The organism is Cupriavidus yeoncheonensis, assembly GCF_905397275.1.
GTDB lineage: Bacteria > Pseudomonadota > Gammaproteobacteria > Burkholderiales > Burkholderiaceae > Cupriavidus > Cupriavidus yeoncheonensis.
This window is the reverse complement of record NZ_CAJPUY010000005.1, coordinates 118,909-142,216: the sequence shown is the minus strand read 5'-3', so window position 1 is coordinate 142,216 and position 23,308 is coordinate 118,909. Positions and strand designations below refer to the sequence as shown.

17 protein-coding genes are annotated in these 23,308 nt (G+C 67.1%); 12 read left to right on the top strand and 5 right to left on the bottom strand.

Annotation, left to right across the window (positions count from 1 at the left end; all coding sequences use genetic code 11):
- Positions 1 to 297: 297 nt before the first annotated feature.
- The 8 genes from KHO22_RS08565 to KHO22_RS08530 all read left to right on the top strand — a co-directional run bounded on the left by KHO22_RS08565 (position 298) and on the right by KHO22_RS08530 (position 10,920).
- Positions 298 to 1,611: an MFS transporter gene (locus KHO22_RS08565; protein WP_211946688.1), complete on the top strand. Its 1,314-nt coding sequence runs from the start codon at positions 298 to 300 to the stop codon at positions 1,609 to 1,611.
- A gap of 68 nt (positions 1,612 to 1,679) precedes the next feature.
- Positions 1,680 to 4,241 carry a nitrite reductase large subunit NirB gene (nirB, locus tag KHO22_RS08560; protein WP_211946687.1) on the top strand — a complete coding sequence of 854 codons (2,562 nt, stop codon included), beginning with the start codon at positions 1,680 to 1,682 and terminating at the stop codon, positions 4,239 to 4,241.
- 36 nt (positions 4,242 to 4,277) lie between these two features.
- Positions 4,278 to 4,661 carry a nitrite reductase small subunit NirD gene (gene nirD, locus KHO22_RS08555; RefSeq protein WP_211946686.1) on the top strand — a complete coding sequence of 128 codons (384 nt, stop codon included), beginning with the start codon at positions 4,278 to 4,280 and terminating at the stop codon, positions 4,659 to 4,661.
- A gap of 30 nt (positions 4,662 to 4,691) precedes the next feature.
- The gene (locus KHO22_RS08550) at positions 4,692 to 5,933 is read left to right on the top strand and encodes an NAD(P)/FAD-dependent oxidoreductase (protein ID WP_211946685.1); all 1,242 of its coding nucleotides are present in this window, start codon (positions 4,692 to 4,694) and stop codon (positions 5,931 to 5,933) included.
- Between the two features lie 56 nt (positions 5,934 to 5,989).
- Positions 5,990 to 8,710: a nitrate reductase gene (locus tag KHO22_RS08545; protein WP_211946684.1), complete on the top strand. Its 2,721-nt coding sequence runs from the start codon at positions 5,990 to 5,992 to the stop codon at positions 8,708 to 8,710.
- 420 nt (positions 8,711 to 9,130) lie between these two features.
- The gene (locus KHO22_RS08540) at positions 9,131 to 9,808 is read left to right on the top strand and encodes a CsgG/HfaB family protein (RefSeq protein WP_211946683.1); all 678 of its coding nucleotides are present in this window, start codon (positions 9,131 to 9,133) and stop codon (positions 9,806 to 9,808) included.
- A 30-nt stretch (positions 9,809 to 9,838) separates the two neighbouring features.
- Positions 9,839 to 10,267 (top strand): DUF4810 domain-containing protein, encoded by a 429-nt coding sequence (locus KHO22_RS08535; protein ID WP_211946682.1) that lies wholly within the window; start codon positions 9,839 to 9,841, stop codon positions 10,265 to 10,267.
- A complete protein-coding gene (locus KHO22_RS08530; protein ID WP_211946681.1) occupies positions 10,264 to 10,920 on the top strand; it encodes a DUF799 domain-containing protein in 657 nt (218 codons plus the stop codon). Before KHO22_RS08535 ends, KHO22_RS08530 begins: the two co-directional genes overlap by 4 nt.
- An 82-nt stretch (positions 10,921 to 11,002) precedes the next feature.
- Here the strand turns inward: KHO22_RS08530 and mdtD are convergent, their stop codons facing one another.
- A complete protein-coding gene (mdtD, locus tag KHO22_RS08525) occupies positions 11,003 to 12,424 on the bottom strand; it encodes a multidrug transporter subunit MdtD (RefSeq protein ID WP_211946680.1) in 1,422 nt (473 codons plus the stop codon).
- Between the two features lie 99 nt (positions 12,425 to 12,523).
- Complete coding sequence (locus KHO22_RS08520) at positions 12,524 to 14,677, bottom strand: TonB-dependent receptor family protein (protein WP_211946850.1); 2,154 nt, start codon at positions 14,675 to 14,677, stop codon at positions 12,524 to 12,526.
- Between the two features lie 295 nt (positions 14,678 to 14,972).
- On the opposite strand from KHO22_RS08520, the gene KHO22_RS08515 reads away from it, so the two are divergent.
- From KHO22_RS08515 to KHO22_RS08500, 4 genes are all read left to right on the top strand, one after another.
- Positions 14,973 to 15,593: a flavodoxin family protein gene (locus KHO22_RS08515; protein ID WP_211946679.1), complete on the top strand. Its 621-nt coding sequence runs from the start codon at positions 14,973 to 14,975 to the stop codon at positions 15,591 to 15,593.
- 387 nt (positions 15,594 to 15,980) lie between these two features.
- Complete coding sequence (locus KHO22_RS08510) at positions 15,981 to 18,473, top strand: penicillin-binding protein 1A (protein WP_211946678.1); 2,493 nt, start codon at positions 15,981 to 15,983, stop codon at positions 18,471 to 18,473.
- 142 nt (positions 18,474 to 18,615) lie between these two features.
- Positions 18,616 to 19,041, top strand: a complete 426-nt coding sequence (locus tag KHO22_RS08505) for a hypothetical protein (protein ID WP_211946677.1) — start codon at positions 18,616 to 18,618, stop codon at positions 19,039 to 19,041.
- A gap of 195 nt (positions 19,042 to 19,236) precedes the next feature.
- The gene (locus tag KHO22_RS08500) at positions 19,237 to 19,941 is read left to right on the top strand and encodes a porin (protein ID WP_211946676.1); all 705 of its coding nucleotides are present in this window, start codon (positions 19,237 to 19,239) and stop codon (positions 19,939 to 19,941) included.
- 40 nt (positions 19,942 to 19,981) lie between these two features.
- Here the strand turns inward: KHO22_RS08500 and KHO22_RS08495 are convergent, their stop codons facing one another.
- The 3 genes from KHO22_RS08495 to KHO22_RS08485 form a co-directional block, all read right to left on the bottom strand.
- Complete coding sequence (locus tag KHO22_RS08495) at positions 19,982 to 21,010, bottom strand: YeiH family protein (RefSeq protein ID WP_211946675.1); 1,029 nt, start codon at positions 21,008 to 21,010, stop codon at positions 19,982 to 19,984.
- Positions 21,011 to 21,540: 530 nt separating this feature from the next.
- Positions 21,541 to 21,864 (bottom strand): hypothetical protein, encoded by a 324-nt coding sequence (locus KHO22_RS08490; protein ID WP_211946674.1) that lies wholly within the window; start codon positions 21,862 to 21,864, stop codon positions 21,541 to 21,543.
- Positions 21,865 to 22,114: 250 nt separating this feature from the next.
- Positions 22,115 to 23,305, bottom strand: a complete 1,191-nt coding sequence (locus tag KHO22_RS08485) for an acetate/propionate family kinase (protein ID WP_211946673.1) — start codon at positions 23,303 to 23,305, stop codon at positions 22,115 to 22,117.
- Between the last annotated feature and the right edge of the window lie 3 nt (positions 23,306 to 23,308).

Below are 23,308 nucleotides of genomic sequence, written 5' to 3'. Positions count from 1 at the left end.
TGCAGCGCACCATGAGTGTGCCGCGCCGGCTGATGCGCCCCATCAGGGCGCAAAAGCATCGCCCGCCCCGCCCGTTTGCCGCGAAATATCCCGCTCACCATCACTTCGCCTCCTGGCACAGCGCTTGCGTAACTGACACGGGCGGATCAACGGCGATCCGCCCACCCCACAAGCGCGGCGGCTATGCCATGTAGCCGCTGTCTGGACAACGGCGTCCCCTGAACCGGCATCACCCCGGTTTGCGGGACGCCTTTTGTTTTGGGCGGTGCGCACGCACCGCTCCTCGGAGCGAGAACGATGACCGGCAAAGCCACCCGCATCCACCTGCTGAGCCTCGGCACGCCGCAGATGCGCGCCTTCCACCTGACCTGGATGGCGTTCTTCGTCTGCTTCTTCGCGTGGTTCGCCTGCGCGCCGCTGATGCCGGTGCTCAAGGGCGAGTTCGGCCTCACGCCGGCGCAGATCGCCAACATCAATATCGCTGCGGTGGCGGTGACCATCCTCGTGCGGCTGGTGATCGGCCCGATGTGCGACCGCTTCGGCCCGCGCAAGACCTATACCGGCCTGCTGGCGCTGGGCGCGCTGCCGGTGCTGGGCGTGGCGTTCGCGCAGAGCTACGAGACCTTCCTCGCGTTCCGCCTGCTGATCGGCGCGGTCGGCGCCAGCTTCGTCATCACGCAGTACCACACCTCGGTGATGTTCGCGCCCAATGTGGTCGGCACCGCCAACGCGGCGGCGGCCGGCTGGGGCAACGCCGGCGGCGGTGCCGCGCAGGCGCTGATGCCAATGCTGCTGGGCGCCGTGCTGATGCTGGGCGTGGACCACACCATGGGCTGGCGCGTGGCGCTGCTGGTGCCGGGCGTGCTGATGCTGGTGATGGCCGTCGTCTACTGGTGCTTCACGCAGGACTGCCCCGAAGGCAATTACTCCGACATGCGTGCGCGCGGCCAGGCCATCACGGGCAGCGGCAAGGGCGGCGGCTGGGAGAGCTTCCGCATGGCCAGCGCCAACTACCGCGTGTGGCTGCTGTTCATTACCTACGGCGCCTGCTTCGGCGTGGAGATCTTCATCCACAACATCGCCGCCACGTTCTACGTGGACCGCTTCGGCCTGAGCCTGAAGGCCGCAGGCCTGGCGGCCGGCAGCTTCGGCCTGCTGGCGCTGTTTGCCCGCGCGCTGGGCGGCTGGCTGTCGGACAAGGCGGCGCGCCGCCGCGGCCTGGATGCGCGCTCGACGCTGCTGTTCGTGCTGATCCTCGGCGAAGGCCTTGGCCTGCTGTGGTTCGCGCAGGCAGGCAATGTGACGCTGGCCGTCATCGCCATGCTCCTGTTCGGCCTGTTCACCCACATGGCCTGCGGCGCCACGTATGCGCTGGTGCCCTTCATCGACCGCAAGGCGCTCGGCGGCGTGGCCGGCATCATCGGCGCCGGCGGCAACGTGGGCGCGGTGGCCGCGGGCTTCCTGCTCAAGGGCCTGGGCGACCTGCAGCAGACCCTGACCGTGCTGGGCGTGCTGGCGGCGCTCGCCGCACTGTGCGCCATCGCCATCCGTTTCAGCGCCGAGCACAAGGCGCAGGAACAGGCGCTGTACGACAGCGCGCTGGCCAGCTGAATTCCCCGCATCCCCACGAAAACAGCATCCCGAGCAGCACAGACTGACTACCGGACAAGGAACGCATCATGAAACTGATCATCGTCGGCCACGGCATGGTGGGTCACAAATTCCTGGAATGCCTGGCGGAAGCCGGCGCGCAGAACCTGGAAGTGACCGTGCTTTGCGAAGAACCGCGCCCCGCCTACGATCGCGTCCACTTGTCCGAGTTCTTCGCCGGCAAGTCGGCCGACGATCTCTCGCTGGTGCCGGCAGGCTTCTTCGAGCAGAACAACAACATGCTGCTGCGCCTGAATGCGCGTGCGGTGTCGATCGACCGCGCCGCGCGCACCGTAACGGTGTCGAGCGGCGAGACGCTGCCCTATGACAAGCTGATCCTCGCCACCGGCTCCTATCCCTTTGTACCGCCGGTGCCGGGCAAGGACCGCAAGGACTGCTTCGTCTACCGCACCATCGAAGACCTGGAAGCGATGCGCGAATGCGGTGCGCGCTCGAAGACCGGCGTGGTGGTCGGCGGCGGCCTGCTGGGCCTGGAATGCGCCAAGGCGCTGCGCGACATGGACCTGCAGACCCACGTGGTGGAATTCGCGCCGCGCCTGATGGCGGTACAGGTCGATGAAGGCGGCGGCCGCATGCTGCGCCAGAAGATCGAAGGCCTGGGCGTGACCGCGCACACCGGCAAGAACACCACCGAGATCGTCGACGGTGAAGACGGCACCCACCGCATGGTGTTTGCTGACGGCACGCACCTCGACACCGACATGATCGTGTTCTCGGCCGGCATCCGCCCGCGCGACGAACTGGCCCGCGCCAGCGGCCTGACGGTGGGCGAGCGTGGCGGCATCGCGGTGGACAACAATTGCCGCACCTCCGACCCGGACGTCTACGCCATCGGCGAATGCGCGCTGTGGCAAGGCAAGATCTACGGCCTGGTGGCTCCGGGCTATGACATGGCGCGCGTGGCTGCCCGCCACCTGCGCGGCGAAACCGTGGAATTCGGCGGCGCCGACATGAGCACCAAGCTCAAGCTGATGGGCGTGGACGTCGCCAGCATCGGCGATCCGCACGGCGCCGTGCCGGGCGCCCGCATCTATCAGTTCAGCGACGACCGCAAGGAGGTCTACAAGAAGCTGGTGGTCTCGGACTGCGGCAAGTACCTGCTGGGCGGCGTGCTGATCGGCGATGCCAGCGAGTACGGCACGCTGCTGCAGATGATGCTGAACAAGATCGAGCTGCCCGAGTCGCCCGAGTTCCTGATCCTGCCCGACAGCAGCGGCAAGGCCCGGCCGGCGCTGGGTGCCGACGCGTTGCCCGACACCGCGCAGATCTGCTCGTGCAACAACGTATCCAAGGGCGAGATCTGCGGCGCCGTGTGCGACGGCGCCACCAGCATCGGCGCGCTCAAGACCTGCACCAAGGCCGGTACGGCCTGCGGCGGCTGCGTGCCGCTGGTCACGCAGATCATGAAGGCCGAGATGAAGAAGCAGGGCATGGCCGTCAACAACCATCTCTGCGAACACTTCCCGTACTCGCGCCAGGAGCTTTACCACCTGGTTCGCGTGGGCAAGTTCAAGTCCTTCGACGCGCTGCTGGCAGCGCATGGCAACGGCATGGGCTGCGATATCTGCAAGCCGACCGTGGGCAGCATCCTGGCTTCGTGCTGGAACGAGTTCGTGCTCAAGGAAGAGCATGCCAGCCTGCAGGACTCCAACGACTACTACCTGGCCAATATCCAGAAGGACGGCACGTACTCCGTGGTGCCGCGCATGCCGGGCGGCGAAGTCACGCCCGAAGGGCTGATCGCCGTGGGCCAGGTCGCCAAGAAATACGGCCTCTACACCAAGATCACCGGCGGCCAGCGCGTGGACCTGTTTGGTGCCCGCGCCGAAGAACTGCCCTATATCTGGGAAGAACTGATCGCGGCGGGCTTTGAATCGGGCCATGCCTACGGCAAGGCGCTGCGCACGGTGAAGTCGTGCGTCGGCTCGACGTGGTGCCGCTACGGCGTGGGCGATTCGGTCGGCCTCGCCATCGAACTGGAGAACCGCTACAAGGGCCTGCGCGCGCCGCACAAGATCAAGTTCGGCGTGTCCGGCTGCACCCGCGAATGCGCCGAGGCGCAGGGCAAGGACGTGGGCGTGATCGCCACCGACAAGGGCTGGAACCTGTACGTATGCGGCAACGGCGGCATGAAGCCGCGCCACGCCGAGCTGCTGGCGAGCGACCTCGACCACGACACGCTGGTGCGCTACATCGACCGCTTCCTGATGTTCTACGTGCGCACCGCCGACCGCCTGCAGCGCACCAGCGTGTGGCGCGACAACCTCGAAGGCGGCCTGGACTACCTGAAGGCCGTCGTCCTCGACGACAAGCTGGGCATCGCCGCCGACCTGGAAGCGGAAATGCAGCACGTGGTGGACACCTACGAAGACGAGTGGAAGAAGGCCGTGACCGATCCTGAGACGCGCAAGCGCTTCCGCCACTTCGTCAACAGCGAGCGCCGCGACGACAACCTTGTCTTCATCGAAGAGCGCGGACAGATCCGCCCGGCCACGCCGGAGGAACGGAACTTGCAACGTTCCCGCCTGAACCACATTCCCGTGGTGGCCGTGCCCGCAAAAGCAGCCTGAATGCAGCCGAATGCAACGAAAGCGAAGGAGAACGTGATGAGCCATCCCCACCATCCCGAAACCTGGACCGCGATCTGCACCTTGCGCGATATCGTGCCCAATACTGGTGTCTGCGCCCTGGTCGACGACCAGCAGGTCGCGGTGTTCCGCATTGGCCGCGGCGAAGAGGTCTACGCCATCGAGAACTTCGACCCGAATTCGCAGGCGGCCGTGCTGTCCCGCGGACTGGTCGGCAACCTGGGTGAGCGCCTGGTGGTGGCGTCGCCGATCTACAAGCATCACTTCGACCTGCGCACCGGCGAATGCCTGGAAGCGCCGCAACACTCGGTCAATGCCTACCCGGCGCGCGTCTATGACGGCAAGGTCTGGGTGGCCGCCGACGTGGTCCTGAGCGAAGTCGAGGAAGAGCTGGCAGCCTGACACCCCATGTTCCTGACGGAGACCCTGCGCATGACGCCATCCGCCCCCTCGCAGCCCCGGCCCCGGCTGGTCGTCGTCGGCAACGGCATGGCCGGCATGCGCACGGTCGAGGAACTGCTCAAGCTGGCCCCGGACCTGTATGACATCACCGTCTTCGGCGCCGAGCCGCACGGCAACTACAACCGCATCCTGCTGTCCCCGGTGCTGGCCGGCGAGAAGACCGTCGACGACATCATGCTCAATACGCGCGAGTGGTATGCGCAGAATGGCATCGAACTGCTGGCCGGTGACCCGGTGGTGGCCATCGACCGTCCGCGCCGCACCGTGCGCGCGCAGTCCGGCCGCGAGGTGCGCTATGACCGCCTGCTGCTCGCTACCGGTTCCAAGCCTTTCATCCTGCCGGTGCCCGGCCACCAGCTCGAAGGCGTGATCGCCTTTCGCGACATCCAGGATGTCGAAACCATGCTGGATGCAGCACGCAACCATCGCCATGCCGTGGTGATCGGCGGCGGGCTGCTCGGGCTGGAGGCCGCCAACGGCCTGCTGCGCCAGGGCATGGACGTGACCGTGGTGCACCTGTGCGACAGCCTGATGGAGCGGCAGCTCGACAAGCCCGCCGCCACCCTGCTCAAAAGCGCGCTGGAACGCAAGGGCCTGCGCTTCATGCTGGGCGCGCAGACCGGCGAGATCCTCGGCGATACGCGCGTGACCGGCGTGCGCTTCAAGGACGGCAGCGAGATCCCGGCCGACCTGGTGGTGATGACCGCCGGCGTGCGCCCGAATATCGAGCTGGCGGCTGGCGCCGGCCTGCACTGCGAACGCGCCATCGTGGTGGACGACACGCTGCAGACCTACGACCCGCGCATCTATGCCGTCGGCGAATGCGTGCAGCACCGCCAGGCCACCTTCGGCCTGGTCGCGCCGATCTGGGACCAGGCGCGCGTGTGCGCCGCGCACCTCGCCGGCGCGGGCCATCGCCGCTATATCCAGCAGGCCACGGCGACTAAACTCAAGGTGACCGGCGTGGACCTGTATTCGGCCGGCGACTTCATCGGCGGCGATGGCAGCGAAGACCTCGTGCTGCGCGACGCGCGGCGCGGCGTCTACAAGCGGCTGGTGCTGCAGAACGGCTGTCTCGTCGGCGCCGTGCTATATGGCGACGTGCAGGACGGCCCGTGGTACTTCGACCTGATCCAGCAGCGCGCGCCGGTCGCGGCGCTGCGCCAGCGCCTGCTGTTCGGCAAGGCCCAGTGCGAGGCGCTCGCTGCCTGACGCGCCTGACGCGCCGGAAGCCCGCCGACAACGACATCGCCCCCAACGGAGAACGCGTGAACCTGTCCGACATCCCGGTGGTATCCGCCACCCCGACCACGACCACCGCCACGACCTGCCCCTACTGCGGAGTCGGCTGCGGCGTGCGTGCCACCGTGCGCGCCGATGGACAGGTCGAGATTGCCGGGGATGCGGAGCATCCTTCCAATCGCGGCCGGCTGTGCGTGAAAGGCTCCGCACTTGGCGAGACGGTCGACCTGCAGGGCCGCCTGTTGCACCCGAAAGTGCGCGGTGCGGACGGCGCGCTGGAACAAGTGTCGTGGGACCACGCGCTCGACACCGTGGCGCAAGGGTTCTCTCGCATCGTGCGCGAACACGGCCCCGATGCCGTCGCGCTCTATGTATCCGGCCAGTTGCTGACCGAGGACTACTACGTCGCCAACAAGCTGATGAAGGGCTTCATCGGCACCGCCAATATCGACACCAACTCGCGCCTGTGCATGTCGTCGGCCGTGGCCGGCCACAAGCGCGCGTTCGGCGAGGACCTGGTGCCGGGCAACTACGAAGACCTGGAACTGGCCGACCTGGTGGTGCTGGTAGGGTCCAACACGGCCTGGTGCCATCCGATCGTGTTCCAGCGCCTGGTCAAGGCCAAGGAAGCGCGCCCGGAGATGAAGATCGTCGCCATCGACCCGCGCCGCACGGCCACGTGCGAACTGGCCGACCTGCACCTGGCGGTACGTCCGGGCACCGATGTCTGGCTGTTCAACGGACTGCTGAGCTACCTCGCGCAAGAAGGCAAGGCCGACACCGCCTTCATCGGGACCAGCACGTCGGGGCTGGATGATGCGCTGCAGGCAACCGTCGATTGCAGCGACCCCGGGGCAGTCGCGCGCGCCTGCAAGCTCGACGTCGAGGACGTGCTGGCCTTCTATCGCCTGTTCGGCGAGACCGAGAAGGTCGTTACGGCCTTCTCGCAAGGCGTCAACCAGTCGTCGGCCGGCACCGACAAGGTCAACAGCATCATCAACTGCCACCTGCTGACCGGCCGCATCGGCCGCGCGGGCATGGGGCCGTTCTCGCTCACCGGACAGCCGAATGCGATGGGTGGCCGCGAAGTCGGTGGCCTCGCCAATATGCTGGCCGCGCACATGGAGCTGGCCAATCCGCTGCACCGGGACATCGTGCAGGACCTGTGGCAAGCGCCGGTCATGGCCGACCGCGCTGGCCTCAAGGCGGTGGAACTGTTCAATGCGATCGAGCAGGGCCGGGTCAAGGCCGTGTGGGTGATCGCCACCAATCCCGTGGTCAGCCTGCCCGATGCCGACCAGGTGCGCCGCGCGCTGGCCAAATGCGAACTGGTAGTCAGTTCGGACATCATCGAGCGCACCGACACCAACGACACCGCGCACGTGCTGCTGCCGGCGCTGGGCTGGGGCGAGAAGGACGGCACGGTTACCAACTCGGAGCGCCGCATCTCGCGCCAGCGCGCCTTCCTGCCGGCCCCCGGCGAGGCGCGCGCCGACTGGCGCATCCTGTGCGACGTGGCCAGGCGCATGGGCTTTGCCGGCTTCGACTATGCCGGACAGCACGAGATCTTTGACGAGCATGCCCGCCTGAGCGCCTGGCGCAATGACGAGGCACCGCGAGCATTCGATATCGGCGGCATGGCCGGCATGGACAAGGACAGCTATGACAATTTCGAACCCGTGCAGTGGCCGGTCATCGCGGGTTCGCCGGCGGGGACGCGCCGGCTGTTCGAAGACGGACGCTACGCCCATGCCGACGGACTGGCGCGCTTCGTCGCCACGCCGACGCGCGCGCCGGCACATGCGCCGGACGGCGACTATCCGCTGATCCTCAACACCGGCCGCGTGCGCGACCAGTGGCATACCATGACGCGCACCGGCAAGTCGGCCCGCCTGGCGGACCACCTGCCCGAGCCTTTTGTCGACATGCATCCGCAGGATGCGCTGCTGTGCGGCGTCGGCGAAGGCAAGCTCGCGCGCGTCTCCACGCGCTGGGGCGCCATGGTGGCACGCGTGCGGCACGGCGGCGGCATTCCGCGCGGCAGCGTGTTCGTGCCGATCCACTGGAACGCGCAGTTCAGTTCCGACGCGCGCGTCGGCGCGCTCGTGAACCCGGTGGTCGACCCGGTTTCGGGCGAACCCGAGTTCAAGCACACGCCGGTGTGCGTGGAGCCGTTCGGCGTCAACTGGCACGGCTTCGTGCTGAGCCGCAAGGAACTGCCCGCCGACACCCTCACCTACTGGACGCGCGTGCAGGGGCAGCGGTTCCAGCGCTACGAATTCGCCGGGCGCGAAGCCATTGCCGACCGTGCCGCATGGGCGCGCAGCCTGCTCGGCGTGACCGACCCGGATGCGGACTGGCTCGAGTATGAGGACCGCAGCGCCGGCACCTATCACGCCGGCTATGTCGTCAACGACCGGCTGGAGGCGTGCGTCTACATTGCCACCCGCCCGGACCTGCCCTCGCGCTCCTGGCTGGCGGAACTGTTCGGCCGCGAACGGCTGGAGGATGCCGACCGCATCGGCCTGCTGATGGGACAACCGATGCAGAAGGGCGCCGATGCCGGCCCGACGGTGTGCTCGTGCTTCGGCGTGGGCCGCAATACCATTTGCGATGCGGTACGCGAGCACGGCCTGACAACCCCGGCCGAGATCACGGCCTGCGTCAAGGCCGGCGGCAACTGCGGCTCGTGCGTGCCGGAGCTGAAGAAGCTGCTGGTGGAGATTCGGGTGGCGGAGGCTGCCTGATTCCCCGAGCGAGCGGCCACGCCGCTCGCTGCCCGCGTCTGTTGCGATTCCCCAACGCATTGTGAACAACTGCGATTTCTGACGCCCGGCGCGTGGTTGGCACCGACACCACGCCATGAAGTCCGCCGCCGGACAGGATTGCGTCAACGCCAGCGCCCGACGACCGGGTTTTCCGGCGCCTGACGCGGAAAATGCCCCCTTCCCAGGCACGTCCCACCCGGCGGCGCGAAGATCCGAGCACTGAGCCGCGCGCCCGCCGCCGGCTGCCCCGTCGAAGAACGCGACGATTCTCCGCTCACATCCGCCGAAACTTTTCGCGCAAATTGGCTTAGAGTCCTGTCTGGCTCCGGCCTCTCCGGGCGTCGCTTGCCTGTTAGAGCCGGGGCATGTAGCTGGTTTTGATCCAACGAAGGAATTGACATGAAGAAACTGACTGCCGTATCCCTGGCCGCTGCCGCCGGGCTGCTGGCGATGCTTGGCGGCTGCGCCACGGAGTCCTCCACCGCACTGCCCGTGCAGAAGGTCGAAAGCGCCAGCCGGCCGTACAACGGCGTGCGCACGCCGATTGCCGTGGGCAAGTTCGACAATCGCTCGAACTATATGCGCGGCGTCTTCTCGGACGGCATTGACCGCCTGAGCGGACAGGCCAAGACGAGCCTGGTCACCCACCTCCAGCAAACCAACCGCTTTAACGTGCTCGAGCGTGAAAATCTCGACGAGATCAAGCGCGAGGCCTCGATCAAGAACCAGGCGCAGCGCCTGAAGGGCGCCGACTATGTGGTGACGGGCGATATCACCGAATTCGGCCGCAAGGAAGTCGGTGATGTGCAGCTGTTCGGCATTCTCGGCCGGGGCCGCGAGCAGGTGGCTTATGCCAAGGTCAACCTGAACATCATCAACATCAGCACCTCGGAGGTCGTGTACTCGACGCAAGGCGCCGGCGAATACAAGCTGTCGAACCGCGAGGTGATCGGCTTCGGCGGCACGGCAAGCTATGACTCGACGCTCAACGGCAAGGTGATGGACCTCGCCATGCGCGAGGCGATCAATAACCTGGTGGGCGCCATCGACAGCGGCTCCTGGAGGCCGGGCCAATAACCGGCTGTCCGCACAACTACGAGAACAACGATGATAAACACGGTCACGCTGCGCAGCGCAGCGTTCTTGTCGGCAGCGGGCAGCCTCCTGCTTGCCGGCTGCGCGGGCCCACAGCCCATGTATCAATGGGAAGGCTATCAGGTCCAGGTTTACGAATACTTCAAGGGCGAGTCGAAGGAAGCGCAGGTTGCCGCGCTCGAAGAGGGCCTGCAGAAGATCAAGGCAAAGGGCGGCGCGGTGCCGCCCGGCTACCATGCCCAGCTTGGCATGCTCTACCTGAACATCGGCAAGGGTGATCAGATGGTCAAGGAGTTCCAGACCGAGAAGACGCTCTTCCCCGAAGCGACGCCGTATATGGACTTCCTGCTCAGGAACGTCAAGACGGACACCCGGACCGAGACCAAGGTCAGTACCGCCGTGGACGCCAAGTCCCGTACCGCCGCAGGGAGCAGCAAATGATGCGCCGACTTCTGACCTATGTCGCGAGCCTGGGCATCGTCATGCTCTTCGCTGGCTGTGCCGTGCCGAACAAGCAGGTGGACTATGCCGCGTTCAAGGCGAGCCGGCCGCGTTCCATCCTGGTGTTGCCGCCGCTGAACGAGTCGCCCGACATCAAGGCGACCTACGGCATGCTCGCGCAGGCCACCGCGCCGCTGGCGGAGTCCGGCTACTACGTGCTGCCAGTGGCGCTGGTTGACGAGACGTTCCGCCAGAACGGCCTGACGGTTCCCGGCGACATCCATGCCACGCCGGTCGCCAAGCTGCGCCAGATCTTTGGCGCCGACGCCGCCTTGTACGTGACCGTGGCCGAGTATGGTTCCAAGTACCAGGTCATCAGCAGCGTGACCCGCGTGGCCGCAAGCGCCAAGCTCGTCGACCTGAAGACCGGCGACGTGCTCTGGAACGGTACGGCCGTGGCGGCAACCGACAGCTCCAGCAGTGGTGGCGGCCTGATCGGCATGCTGGTCAATGCGGCGATCACGCAGGCGATCAACCACTCGCTCGACGCCAGCTACAAGGTCGCGGCGACCACAAGCTACCGCCTGCTGTCGGCCGGCCAGCCCGGCGGCATCCTGTACGGTCCGCGCTCGCCGAAGTACCAGTCGGACTGACATCCGACGCACCAGGCCGGAGGACGTCCGCGTCCGCGGCCTGGATTCAGACGAAGTCCCCCGCCCCTTCCCCCATACCCCCCTACCCCTCCGCCCGTTCCGTCCGATGCACCACCGCCCGTGCCTCGTGCGGCGACAACTGCATGAAGATCCACGCCGAAGCACACGTGATCAGCCCCATGCAGATAAAGGTGGCATGGAACGCGGGCAGTACGCCCGACGGCCCGTTGCCAAAGCCCTGCTCGAACGTCGTCAGCAGCGCCCCCGCCGAGGTGACGGCCAGGCTCATCGACAGCATCTGCACCATCGACAGCATGCTGTTGCCGCCGCTGGCACTGGTGCCGCTCAGGTCCTTGAGCGTGACCGTGTTCATCGCGGTGAACTGGATCGAGTTGACCATGCCGAACAGCGCCAGCAGCGGGATGACCATCCACAGCGGCCGCTGCGGCGTGATCAGCGCGAAGGCGGCCATCACGACGCCAACCGCAAACGTGTTGGCCACCAGTACGCGGCGGTAGCCGTGCTGCTCGATCAGATGCGTGGCCAGGCGCTTGGATGCCATGCCGGCCGCGGTGACGGGCAGCATCATCAGGCCGGCGTCGAACGGCGAGTGGCCGAGGCTGATCTGCAGCGTCAGCGGGATCAGGAACGGCATCGAGCCATTGCCGATGCGCGCGAACAGGTTGCCGAGCAAACCCACGCTGAAGCTGTGGATGCGGAACAGCCGCAGCGTGAAGAGCGGCTGGCGACGACGGCCCGCATGCAGCACATAGGCCGTCAGCGCGGCCATGCTGGCGATCAGCAGCATCAGCACGGTCGCATGCTGGAAGCCCAGTTCGGCCAGGCCGTCCAGCGAGAACGACAGCGCCAGCATGGCGACGGCGAGCAGCAGATAGCCCGCGACATCGAAACGGCCAATGCCGCTCTGGCGCGCGTTCGGCATGTAGCGCACCGTCGCCAGCGCACCGAGAATGCCGACCGGGACGTTGATCAGGAAGATCCAGTGCCACGACAGCGCCTGCGTGAGCCAGCCGCCCAGCGTCGGGCCGATCAGCGGACCGATCATGCCCGGGATCGCGACAAAGCTGAGCGCCTGCAGGTACTGGTCGCGCGGAAACGTGCGCAGGACCGAGAGCCGCCCCACCGGCAGCAGCATGGCGCCGCCGACACCCTGCACCACGCGCGCCGCCACCAGGAACGGCAGCGTGCCCGCATACGCGCACAGCAGCGAGCCGAGCACGAACAGCGCGATGGCGGTCTGGAAGATGGTGCGCGTGCCGAAGCGGTCCGCCAGCCAGCCCGACGCCGGGATGATCACGGCCATGGTGAGCGAGTACGCAATCACGACCGACTGCATGCGCAGCGGGCTTTCGCCAAGGCTGCGCGCCATCGACGGCAGCGCGGTGTTGACGATGGTGGAATCCAGCGTCTGCATGAAGAAGCCGACCGCCACCACCCACAGCATGATGCGGCGGGTGCGGTCGTCAGGCATGGGCGTGGTCATGGCTGCGTACTCCGGTGCTGGCCGGGATGCCGGCCAAAGCCGCAACCTTAGGCCGGAGGAGGGTGGCGTGGCAAGTCCGCGCGCCACTTACATCGCCACTTACATCGCCGCGCGCAGCCCGACGAAAAAGCGCCGGCCCGGCGCCGGCTCGAAATACCGGCCATTGGCTTCGTTGACGATCACCGAGCCGATGTACTTGCGGTCCGCAATGTTGTCGATGCGGCCGAACGCGAACAAGCGCGTCTTGCCGATCCGGAATTCGTAGCCGGCGCGCAGGTTGAAGGTGGCATAGCCGGGCGCGGCCTGGGTGTTGAGGTCATCCGCATAGATCAGGCTGTCCACGTGCATTTCCGCACCCAGCACCAGCGGCGGCAGCGGCCGCCATGCAACGTCGAGGTTCAGGCTGTGGCGCGCCGTGCCGGGCAGCCGGTTGCCGGCGTTGACGGTCTGCCCCTGCGCGTTGAGAAACGACTCGCCGAAGTAGGCGGACAGGTAGGTGTAGGCGAGGCCGGCCTCGAACTGGCTGCCGGTCGTGCCATTGGCCGATGCGCCCACCTGCGCGCCGAAGCCGCCGCGCCAGGCCAGCTCCAGGCCGCGACGGTGTACGCCGTTGACGTTCTGGTAGACGGTGCGGCCGGCGTTGTTCGACAAGGGCACGACTTCGTCATGGCTGTCGGCGTCGAACAGCGCCGCCTCCAGCCGCTGGCGCTGCTGCTGCCACTTGATGCCGATCTCGCCCTGGCGGCTGGTGGATGCCTGCAGGCCAAGGTTGCTGCCGACGCCGCCCGGACCGTAGGCCACCTCCGTCAGCGTCGGTGATTCAAAGCCGCGGCCCAGGTTGGCGTAGACGTTGAGCGTGTCGAGCGCATGCCAGACCATGCCCAGCACCGGGCTGACGTTGTTGTACGTGGTCGAGCCGCTGTCGTCCGGGCTCGCGGCGGTAACGAAATGATCATCGATGCTCAGCTTCACGCGGCTCGCGCGCACGCCGCCGACGAGTTCCCAGGACGGATGGAAGCTCCAGTCGAACTGCGCGAAGGCGCCGAGGTCGGTGGCCTTGTCGGTTTCGTCGCGGCGCAGCGCGCCCTGGCTGCCGTTGTTGTTGACGAAGCCGGTGCGGCCATCGCGCATGCCGTTGGCCTCGACACCGGCGGACCATTGCAATGGCAGGCCGCCGGCGGTGGTATGCCGCGTCCATGACAGCGCGGCGCCGCCGTAGGTCCGGTCAAGGTCGACGATGCCGCCGGACGAGGTCGCGGCAATGCCGCTCATGCCGAGCCGCTGGTTGAGCTGGCGCGTGCCGGCGTAGAGCCGGCCCTGCAGGCTGTCCGCCTCGCTCAGCTTGTGGTCCACCACTACGCCGGCCTGCGTCTGCTCGACCGTCTTGCCGGTATCGAACTGGGTAGCGGCCGCAACGGCCTGGCGCGGGTTGGCATCGGCCTGGGCGCGCGTCAGGCCCAGCGGGTCTTGCGCCAGCGGCTGGTTGAAGTAATTGAACTGGCCGGTCACGCGTGTCGCGTCGGTCGGCTGGGCCACGACCTTGGCATTGAGCTGGTAGCGTCGCGCGGCACTGTGGTCGCGGTAGCCATCGGTCTGGTAGGTCCAGGCGTCCAGCGTGCCGCCCAGCTTGTCGTTGCCGCCGCCAAGCGCCACGCCGGCCTGCCACTGGCCGTCGGAGCCGAACCCGGTCGAAGCGCGGCCGGTGAAGCCGTCCTTGGGCGGATCCGGGGTGAATACCTGCACCACGCCGCCCGAGGCATTGCCATACATCTGCGCGAACGGGCCGCGCAACACCTCCACGCGGCTGGCATTGGCAAGGTCGGCGGTTGCGGCCTGGCCCTGTCCGTCGGGCATGGTGGCGGGAATGCCATCCACATACAGCCGCACGCCGCGCACGCCGAAGGTCGAGCGCGTGCCGAAGCCGCGCACGGAGAGCTGCAGGTCCTGCGAATAGTTCTGGCGATCGCGTACCGCGACGCCCGGCACGCCGGCCAGTACTTCGGACAGGTTCACCAGCGGCGAGGTCGCGCGCAGCGGATCGACCGGAACGCTGTCCACCGCGGCGGGGGCGTCGAACCGGCGCTGTTCGCTGCGCGATGCGCTGACCACCACATCCGGCAGCGCCGCCTCCGGCTCGCTGGCCACCGCCTTGCCGTTTGCCGCCATGGCGGCCAGTGCGCAGAACGCAGACGCCGTCGTTTGCCGCGCCAGGAGGTGCCGGATTGCCAGGATCTGCTTGCCGCCTGTTGTCATCGTTGGAGAGCGGTTGCGGGCTGGCGCGGTCGTGGAATCCATCCGGCGCCGGATTGGGGTGGATGCGGGATAACTTTATATGGTCTGCGCCGGATTTGCCATGCGACGAACGGGCGGGAAAACCCCCTTTCCGTCACGGCTATGTGTCATCAAAAAACTTCAATGACTTGTTTCCATAAGATCCACCATTACCGCGAGCCACACGCCTAGACTTCTTTCAACGGCAGCGCACACAGCCAAGCGCCGCCAGCAAATCAGGTTCAATTCCTTTGTTTATTCAGTGAGGCAAGACACCATGAACACCCACCAGACCCGCGTTGCCATCGTCTATCACAGCGGCTACGGCCACACCGCCAGGCAGGCCCAGGCCGTCGCACGCGGCGCCGGCAGCGTGGAAGGCGTGGAAAGCCTGCTGATCAGCGTCGACGAGATCGACCAGCACTGGGACACGCTGGAAGAAGTCGACGGCATCATCTTCGGCGCGCCGACCTACATGGGCAGTGCCTCGGCCCAGTTCAAGGGCTTCATGGACGCGACTTCGCGCAATGTCTTCGCCAAGGGCGGCAAGTGGGCGAACAAGGTGGCTGCCGGCTTTACCAATTCGGCGTCGCGCTCGGGCGACAAGCTGGCCACGCTGCAGCAGATCTCCATCTTTGCGGCCCAGCACGGCATGCACTGGGTGAACCTGGGCCTGCCCCCGGGCCACAACAACTCCAAGTCGACCGAGGATTCGCTGAACCGCCACGGCTTCTTCCTCGGCGCCGCGGCGCAGTCCAACGCCGACGAGAGCGCCGACGTGGTGCCGCCGCTGGCAGACCTGCGTACCGCCGAGCACCTGGGCGCACGCGTCGCCGAAGTGGCACAGCAACTTGCCGTGGGCAGGCGCGCGCTTGCCACGCTGAAGCTGGCCGCCTGATTGACAGGCGCCCCTGTGATAACGGCCCGTCCGGTACAGACCGGACGGGCCGTTTGCCGTGTGGCCGCGGCGCTCGGAAGCGGTGACGCAGGCCGATGCGTCGCACCGGTCAACTTAGCGTTCTAGGGGAGGCCCCTGCCCGGAACGGCCTGGGATGCGTGGCCTCCCCTGCCCCCCCAGAGGCCTGCGTATTGTGACGAGGGATGCGAAGGCTTTATGACGCAATGACCACAAGCCCGAACTTGTCGGTGGCCGGAACCTCGCTTTTTGTCAGACACCTCGATGCGACCCGGGACGTTTTGGTAGGATTCAGTCTTTTCGAAGACCGGTATTCCGAGTGCCCTGCTCTGTCCTGCGCCCCCGCCTTGTCATGATCGTGGTTGCTTCATGAGGCTGGACAAGATCAAGTCCCTGCTCGTCCCGCCGCTGACCCAGGCCTGGGCTCAGTTGCAACCGGTGCAGCGCCTCAAGTCCCTGCCATCCCTGCGGCGTCCGACACGCAGGCAGGCACTGCTTGCCGTGGCGGCGGTGCCTGCGGCGTTCCTGCTCTATGTGCTGGTGCTGATCCCGTTCACGCCGGGCATCAGTGACATCCGCAAGGCCAGGTTCGAACGCCCGGCGCAGGTGCTGTCGTCCGACGGCAAGGAACTGGCCGTCTTCAAGTGGGCAAATCGCGAGTGGGTGAAGCTGTCGGAGATCTCGCCCGCGGTGGTTGATGCACTGATCTCCACCGAAGACCACCGCTTCTACCAGCACCATGGCCTGGACTGGCGGCGCACCGCCTCGGCGGCGCTGCACACCTTCTCCGGCGACCGCCAGGGCGGTTCCACCATCACCCAGCAGCTCGCGCGCAACCTTTACCCGGACGAGATCGGCCGCGCGCCGACCATGACGCGCAAGCTCAAGGAGGCGATCACCGCATTCAAGATCGAGGCCCTGTACACCAAGGAACAGATCCTCGAGACCTACCTGAACACGGTGCCGTTCCTGTACAACGCGTACGGCATCGAGATGGCCGCGCGCACCTACTTCGACAAGTCGGCCCGCTCGCTCGACGTGCTGCAGAGCGCCACGCTGATCGGCATGCTCAAGGGCAACAGCTACTACAACCCGGTGCTGAACCCCGAGCGCGCGCTGGACCGGCGCAACACGGTGCTGGCGCAGATGGTCAAGCGCGGCCGGCTCGACGCCGCGCGCTTCGAGCAGCTGAAGAAACGGCCGCTGCGCATCGACTTCGAGCGCCAGACCGAGCCGCCGGGCCCGGCGCCGCACTTTGCCCAGCAGTTGCGCAAGTGGCTGATCGGCTGGGCCGACCGCAACGGCTATGACATCTACGCCGATGGCCTGGTCGTGCACACCACCATCGACGCGCGCCTGCAGGCGCTCGCCACGCAGGCTGTCACGGCGCAGGGCAACCGGCTGCAGTCGATCGCCAATGCCGCCTGGGCGCCGCGCGCCGGCTGGGCGGCCAGCAAGGACCTGGTGCAGGCCTTCGTGCGTGAAACGCCCGAGTACCGCAGCGCCGTGGCCGCCGGCACGCCGGCCGACGAGGCACTCAAGCACCTGCTGGCCAACCCGGCCTTCATGCAGGCGCTGCGCCAGCAGAAGACGCGCATCCAGGCAGGCTTTATCGCCATCGATCCGCGCACCGGACAGATCCGCGCCTGGGTCGGCAGCCGCGACTACACGCAGGACGCGTTCGACCATGTGCAGAGCGCGCGCCGCCAGCCGGGCTCCACGTTCAAGCCCTTTGTCTACGGCGCCGCGTTCCAGCAGGGCAAGACGCCCGACGACACACTGGTGGACCAGCCCGTCGAGATCCAGCTCGCCGGCGGCGAAGTCTGGCGCCCGACCGACGAAGGCCGCCCGAGTGGCCGCGCCATGACGCTGCGCGACGGCCTGGTCTATTCGCGCAACACCATCACGGCCCAGCTCATGCAGGAAGTCGGGCCGTCGCGCGTGGCCCGGCTCGCGCGCGCCATGGGCGTGCGCGACAGCAAGCTCGACACGGTGCCGTCCCTGGCGCTGGGCACGAGCCCTGTGACGCTCAAGGAAATGGTGGCGTCCTATGCCACCATCGCCAATGCGGGCGAATACATCGCACCGACCATGGTGACGCGCATCGAGGACCGCGACGGCAAGGTCCTGCAGGAATTCCAGCCGGCGCGGGCCGAGCGCGCCCTGCCCGCCGCCACCACGCAGACCCTGCTCGACGTGATGCGCGACGTGATCGACCGCGGCACCGGGGCCAGCATCCGCTCGCGCTTCGGCATCCGCGCCGACGTAGCCGGCAAGACCGGCACCACGCAGGACAATGCCGACGGCTGGTTCATCCTGATGCACCCGGAGCTGGTGGCCGGCGCGTGGGTCGGCTTCAACGACAGCCGCGTCACGCTGCGCAGCGACTACTGGGGACAGGGCGCCCACAGCGCCCTGCCGATCGTCGGGGACTTCTACCAGCACTCGCTGCGCGGCCGCATCATCGATGGCCGGGCGCGTTTCGCCGCAGAAGAGGAATCCGGCGTCTTCAGCGCGCTGGCCACGCAGGTACGCGGGTGGTTTGCACGGCTGTTTGGCGGCAAGGGCCCAGCGGAAGCACCCGGCGCGCGTCCCGCGCCGCGCCGCCCGGCGCTGCCGCCGCCGGAAGCCGACGTCACGCCGCAGCCGCCGGCGCAGGCCGCCAATATCACGGACGCCTCCGACGCCACCGCCGGCATGGCGCTCGACCACGGCGAAGTCGTCGTGGCCGTGCCGGAGCAGGCACCCGCGGAAACCACCGACTCGACCGCCGGCACCGCGCCCGCGCCATCGGCCTTGCCGGCCCCGCCCCCCGCTGCCCCGGCGACTACCGCGCCGGGTGCAAGCAGCGCGCCTGGCTGACCTGCGGCCAGCACTTCCCCCCGGGTGTGACCCGAAGACTGCCTGCCGCCCGCCGGCCACCGCGACGCCGCGGACAACTGCTGGCGACCGGGCCGATCCGTGCCTACATTGATTCCATCGGTGTTAGCGGGAGGGCACGGCCATGTCCAGACAACTTGCCGTGATGATGGTGCTGCTGGCCGCCAGCGGGCTGGCACAGGCTGTCACCAAATGCCAGAACGGGAGCGAAACGCTCTACACGTCGGCGTCCTGCCCGGCAGGCTACCGCAACGTCACGGGTTCCATGCGGTCCCACGTGATGACGGTCCCCGGCGTCGCGAAGAACCAGGAGGCCGACCGCGCAATGTCGGCCCTGCGCATGCAGGCGGCCGCCCAGAACCAGGCCGACGAGGAGATGGACTTGCGCGCCCAGAACGCATTCTGGAACCAGTGCCTCGTCATCGACTACCGCGTGCGCGCGACCGAGCGCGCCATGCAGACGACCGAATACTGGAGCTACGCCGACCGCTACCGCGAACACGCGGACGCGTTGCGGGCGCTGCAGTACGGCATGGGCTGCCTGGGCTGACTGCCTCCGGCCGCTACACGGGGGGCGGCGTGACGGCTCCGGCATGCGCGCGCAGTTAAGCGCGTGGCATGTGCGAAAACAGACGGTCCTCTCAAGCGAACTTGGGCGTCATGGCACCTGTGACCCGATCGTGGTCACCAGGCACCCCTGCCGTTGCAGGGATGCGTGCGATCCACATGACGAGGGGGCCCGAACATGAAGATCCGCCTAGCCTGCCTGGCCGCACTATCGGTGCTGCCTGTCGCCGCGCATGCGCAAGCCAGCACCACACCGTACGGCATCCTCGATGCCAGTGTGGAACATGTCGCCAATATGCCCGCCACCGGCACGGGCAGCCATTACGTCATGCGCGAGTACTCCAGCGACCTGTCGTCGACGCGTTGGGGACTGCGCGATGGCAAGGAACCCGGCACCGGCCTGAAGGCCTTCGTCGCGATGGAAAGCGGGGCCTATGCCGATGTCGGCAACACGAGCCAGGCCAACCGCGCCAGCGTCGGCGCGGCCTATGCGCTGGGTCCGGCCAGGGCCGTTGCCGGCTATCGCTGGTCCTATGACAGCTTCAGCACGATCGCGCTGCGCAGCAATCTGTACTGGCTTGGCCTGCAGTACCAGGTCACGCCCTTGATACAGCTGGGCGGCGCGGCCTACTACAACGATGCCAGCGGCAGTTCAGGCGATCCCTACAGCTTCATGCTGACCGGGTCCTATGCCTATTCCAAGCGCACCGATGTCTATACCGTGCTGGGATTCGCCAGGAGCCGCAACGGCCCGGCCATGGGACTGACGGGCTTCGGGCCGTCACTGAATCCGTATGCGACCGCGTTGTCGGGGCCGACCGAGCAGGTCGGCGCAAGGGAGAGCCAGTTCGGCGCGGTGATCGGGCTGCGGCACCGGTTCTGATGACGCCTGCGCGGCGCCAGTCACCGGCGCCGCGAGGACACTAGAACCGCATCACGACCAGCATGCCGTAGAACAGGACAGCCAGGAACAGCGTCTCCAGCACCATCAGCGCTACCGGCTTCCAGCCCACGGACAGGATGTCCTTGAGGTGCGTCTTCATGCCGATGGCGACCATGGCCATGACCAGGCACCACTGCGAGGCGAACTGTCCCGCCTTGACCAGTGATGCCGGCAACCAGCCGGTGCTGTTGATCGCCACCAGCACCGCAAACGCCACGGCAAACCACGGCAGCAACGGCGGACGCGTCCCCGTACCGGCTTCGCCTTGTGCCCGCTGGTGCCGTTGCGACAGCCATGCGGCCAATGCGATCACGGGCAGCAGCATGGCCACGCGCATCAGCTTGATCAGCGTGGCCGCATCGCCGGCTTCGTGCGAGATGCTGTAACCGGCCCCCACGACCTGCGCCACGTCATGGATCGTCCCGCCGATAAAGGCTCCGGCCTGCAACGGCGGCAGCGCCAGCAGTTGCGCGATCATCGGGTAAAGCACCATCGCCATCGTCGACAGCGTGCTGACCGAGATCACCGTGAACAGCGTCGCGCGCTCCTTCAAGGGATGCTGCGGCATGGCTGCGGCCAGGGCCAGCGCCGCCGAAGCGCCGCAGATGGCGACGGCCCCGCCGGTGAGCAAGCCGAAGAATGTCTGGAATCCCATCAGCCGCGCCAGCACGATGCCGCACAGGATGGTCAGTCCCACCGCGAGCACGACCATGGCAACGGAGTGCCAGCCGAGCGCGGCGACCTGCGACGCAGTAATACGCAGGCCCAGCAAGGCCACGCCCAGCCGAAGCACCTGCTTGGCGCTGAAGTCAATGCCGGAGGCGCTCGACGGTTCCTTGGACAGGAAGTTCAGCGCCATGCCCAGCAGCAACGCAAACAGCATCACGGGTGCGTGGTAATGGTCGGCAAGCGACATGGCCGCGACGGTCACGACCGCGCTGATGACCATGCCGGGCAGATAGCCGCGGAACGTGGCCAACAAAGTCGGGTTCAGAAATTTTACGGACATGGCTGTCTCTCCGGTGCATCGGTGTGGGGCAGCCTGTCCTTGCGGGAGGCTTCTGGCTGGGATTGCGGACGCTGACTTCCCGGCATGGCTCTGTGTGGCGGCAATGCCGTGCGGCTACCAGAGCGTCCGGCAAGAGCGGATGGTGGCCTCGGCAAACTCCCGATCGGTCTGCGGTGCTCGCGTCTCAAGGCGCGGAGCCTTCGGCCCCCGCCTTGTTGCGTTGCCAGCCGGCTGTCGAAGAAACCGGCGCAGACGGCTGGTGATCCTGACGGTCAGCGCGGACAAAGCCTGACTGGCCGCGGCGAGGGAATTGCGCATGATCGGGTCTCCACCGGAGCGCCTGGCGAGAGTCGACCATCTGATCGACCGGGGAAGATCCAGGCCACGTTGCTTGCTACGCCATCAATGTAGGCTGGCGCCCGGGAATGCGCTTTGCATTGCCTGCGGCAGGCTTGACATTTCATGACAGCGATCTTTCGCGCGCTATCGGGTGGGGATCACATGGATGAAGTGGAGACGCGGACTGCGACTCACAGCGGACCGGGCAGTGTTTTCAGCCCGAGCCAGAGCACACCGATCACGACATTGACCGGCACGATGAGCACGCCGGGCACATAGAAGAGCGCCGACAGGCCGGGGGCGCTCAGCATCAGCTCGGCCGCGCCACCCATGCCAAAGAAAATCAGCCCGCACCCGAGCCAGCGCCGCATATACGTCAGCAGCCAGTGCGCGTGCATCTGGTTGAAGCGCCAGGCGGCGGAGCGTTCCAGCAGATTGCCCCTGCTGGCGTCCTTGTACAGCCAGTCAAAGAAGAAGTAGCGGTACAGCAGGGTGCGAAAAAGGAGTTCTCGCATAATTACCCCAGTGTAGCAACTGCATGTCGCTCCGGCGCGAGTCGAGACGGCAGCGGCTTTCACGCCATCCTTGACCCGTTCGGGCAGGGCTTGCGCGGCTTCCCGACCCGAGGTCAGTGTGACGGGGGATGATCGTCTAAAGCACAGTGCAACCGGAGATCCTCGTGGGCCATCGCCGGCACATGTTCGGCACCCACCAGCGTTGCCCTTTGCACTGCGATGCGCACCGCATGCTCGTTCGAGACGGGCTTCAGCGCGCCCCGATGTCGATCAATGCCCCGGTATGCCTGGCAATCATCAGTTCTTCATCCGTCGGGATCACCCATACCCCAACCTGCCCGGACGCCTCGCTGATGCGCGTCGCGCCGCTGTCATTGGCCGCGGCATCGACGGTTACTCCCAGCCAGGCCGCCTGGCGGCAAACGCGCTCCCGGATCGGCGCCGCATGTTCGCCAATCCCCGCGGTAAAGACCAGCGCGTCGAGGCCCTGCGCCGCCGCGGCCAGCGAGCCAAGCTCGCGCCCGATGCGGTAGGTGTACAGCTCTACGGCAAGGCGGGCGCGCGCATCGTCGCTGGCGAGCAGCACACGCATGTCGCTCGATTTGCCGGAGACGCCGAGCAGGCCGGACTTGCGGTAGACCAGGTCCTCGATGTCGCGAGCGCCCATGCCCAGTTCGCTGATCAGGTACAGGATCACGCCCGGATCGAGGCTGCCGCAACGCGTGCCCATTGGCAGGCCGTCGACCGCGGTGAACCCCATGGTGCTGGCCACGCTGCGTCCGGCCACGAGTGCGCACATGCTGCTGCCATTGCCAAGGTGGGCCACCACGGTGCGGCCGGCCGCGGCCCTGGCGTCGATACCGGGGAGGACGCTGGCGATGTACTCGTAGGAAAGACCGTGAAAGCCATAGCGGCGGATGCCGCGCTCGGTCATCGAAGCCGGCAGCGCAAAGGCCTGGGCGATTTCCGGCTGCGACCGGTGGAAGGCAGTGTCGAAGCAGGCCACCTGCGGCAGTTCCGGCCGCCGTTCGGCGAGAATCCGGATCGGCTTGAGGTTGTGCGGCTGGTGCAGGGGTGCCAGCGGGCAAAGCGTATCCAGCTCCGACAGGAGTTCTTCGCTGACCCTTTCCGGCTGCGCGAAGCGTACCCCGCCGTGCACCACGCGGTGCCCGACCCCGACCAGCGTATGGCCTTCCCCATGACCTCTCAGGAAATCCGCCAGAAAGGCAACGGCGCCGCCATGTCCCAGCTCGGTCCCGTCGCCCCACTGCCTGGTCTCGACTTCCGTGCCCGAGGCGTCCGACGCGCGAAAGCTCGGCGACGTGTAGAGTCCGTCGAGACTGCCCCGCAGGACCAGTCTGAGTGCGTCGCCCTGCGCATCGTAGGCGCAGTACTTCAGGCTCGACGAACCTGCGTTCAGCACAAGGATCACGTCGGCCATGTC